Annotated in this window: 2 protein-coding genes; both read left to right on the plus strand. The window is 63.9% G+C overall.

What is annotated here, in order from left to right:
• The first annotated feature begins 253 nt into the window (after positions 1–253).
• Positions 254–646, plus strand: coding sequence for a DUF4189 domain-containing protein (locus AAFX91_RS40990; RefSeq protein ID WP_245476376.1), 393 nt, complete (start codon positions 254–256; stop codon positions 644–646).
• A gap of 242 nt (positions 647–888) precedes the next feature.
• Positions 889–1,914: an alcohol dehydrogenase AdhP gene (gene adhP, locus AAFX91_RS40995; RefSeq protein ID WP_130580262.1), complete on the plus strand. Its 1,026-nt coding sequence runs from the start codon at positions 889–891 to the stop codon at positions 1,912–1,914.
• The last annotated feature ends 271 nt before the right edge of the window (positions 1,915–2,185 follow it).

Here is a 2,185-nt window from a genome sequence, read left to right on the forward strand (position 1 = left end):
GCTCCCTCGTTTGAGATTTCGACAACCTCATTCTGGCACAACTGATGCCGTAGGGGGCCGTCCACCCCATCAACCACGAATGCTTGTGATGTGTAAGCTGTGACCGCTTGCTCGCGTCACAACGAAAGCCCGTGGTTATGGGTCCCGGGTCAAGCCCGGGACGACGGAGACTGAGTCCCCTCTCAACCTCCCGTTCACCAAGTGGAAACGTCCGGCGGCTAGAGTTCCGCCGGCTGTCTTGGGGGTGGGGAAAGTGATCGTCTCGACGAGGCGCGCGCAACGCCGCGCGTTGTTCATTCTTGCGCTGACGCTGCTGTTGGCTGCTACGCGTTTCATCACCGAGAGCTGGGCGGCAGGTGCCTTTGCGGTCGGCAAATGCGGCGCCTATGGCCAGGCTTACGACTATGCCGCCGAAGCAGAGGCGCGCGCCGCGGCGCTGAAGCAATGCAAGGGCGAGTGCACCACCGTCACGATGAAGCGTGCCTGCGCTGCGCTCTCCATCGACATGATGAATCCCTGCGGCGCTCACGGCTACGCGGTGGAGCCGAAGATCTCGCGCTCACTGAACGCCGCTACGCGCAAGTGCTACGAATATGGCGGCAAGGAATGCGTGATCCGCGCCTGGGCCTGCGACGCCAAGGGTTAGCGCGGCCGTTGTAGCGTCGTAGCCCGGGCGGAGCGAAGCGTAACCCGGGGCGCTAGAACCGCTGGTGCAGCTTCCCGGGTTACGCTTCGCTCCATCCGGGCTACGGACTTCACCCGGGCTACAGATTGTCGCAGTTGTCATCGCGCTGTCACGCGCGCACATTCGGCGCGCCCTTTGACACCGATCAAAAGGCGAGAGGGCGGTCACCGCTAGTCTGCGTTCCAAAGCGAAGGAGTAGACAGATGCCGACCATGAAAGCCGCTGTTGTCCGAAATTTTGGCAAGCCACTCGAGATCGAGAATGTGCCGGTGCCGGAACCGGGGCCGGGCGAAGTTCTGGTCAAGGTGAAAGCCTGCGGCGTGTGTCACACCGATCTGCACGCCGCATCCGGTGACTGGCCGGTGAAGCCGGTTCCGCCGTTCATTCCTGGCCATGAGGCTGCCGGCATTGTCGCGGCACTCGGCCCGGGTGTGACCAATCTCAAAGTCGGTGACGCCGTCGGTGTCGCCTGGCTGCATGACGCCTGCATGCGCTGCGAATATTGCGAGACCGGTTGGGAAACCCTGTGCGAGCACCAGCACAACACCGGCTACAGCGTGAACGGCGGCTTCGCCGAATATGTGATCGCGTCGGCCGCCTTCGCCGCGCGATTGCCGGCCAATGTCGATTTCGCAAAGGTGGCGCCGATCCTGTGCGCGGGCGTCACGACCTACAAGGGATTGAAGGAGACTGAAGCGCGGCCGGGCGAGTGGGTCGTCATCTCCGGCGTCGGCGGGCTCGGCCATGTCGCCATCCAATATGCCAAGGCAATGGGGCTCAAGGTTGCCGCGGTCGATATCGCCGAGGACAAGCTCGAGCTTGCACGCACCACCGGCGCGGATCTTGCCGTCAATGCGCTGTCCGACAGGGCGGTGGAGAAGGTGCTGGCATCGACCGGGGGAGGGGCGCACGGCGTGCTGGTGACGGCGGTGTCGACGGCCGCGTTCGCGCAGGCGCTCAAGATGGTCCGCCGCAAGGGGACGGTCAGCCTCGTTGGCCTACCGCCGGGCGAATTCCCGACCCCGATCTTCGATGTCGTCTTGAAGCGCATCACCGTGCGCGGCTCGATCGTCGGCACCCGCCGCGATCTCGACGAAGCCATCGCCTTCGCAACCGACGGCAAGGTGCACGCCGAGATCAACAAGGCGCCGCTCGAGAAGATCAACGACATCTTCGACCGGATGAAATCCGGAAAGATCGACGGCCGCATGGTGCTGGAGTTCGGTTAGGGCCCATCCTCGTCATTCCGGGATGCGCCGAAGGCGCAGGCCCGAAATCCATTTCTCCGCTTGCTCTCGTGGCACGATGGATTCCGGGTTCGTGCTGCGCACGCCCCCGGAATGACGGGTTCCGCTCCACCCGGGGCTAGCCTCGTAGCCCGGGTGGAGCGTCAGCGTAACCTGGGAACCGGCACCGCTGCGGATCGCATTGCCTCACCAAGGATGTTACCGGAGAACTGACCGTCAGGATTGGGGCGGCGATACCGAATCGGATCGGTGT

Source organism: Bradyrhizobium sp. 31Argb, assembly GCF_043638955.1.
Classification (GTDB): Bacteria; Pseudomonadota; Alphaproteobacteria; order Rhizobiales; family Xanthobacteraceae; genus Bradyrhizobium.

Bases quoted from the DNA above. Each gene is read 5' to 3' on its own strand.
- adhP (WP_130580262.1), top strand. From the start codon at position 889: ATGCCGACCATGAAAGCCGCTGTTGTCCGAAATTTTGGCAAGCCACTC.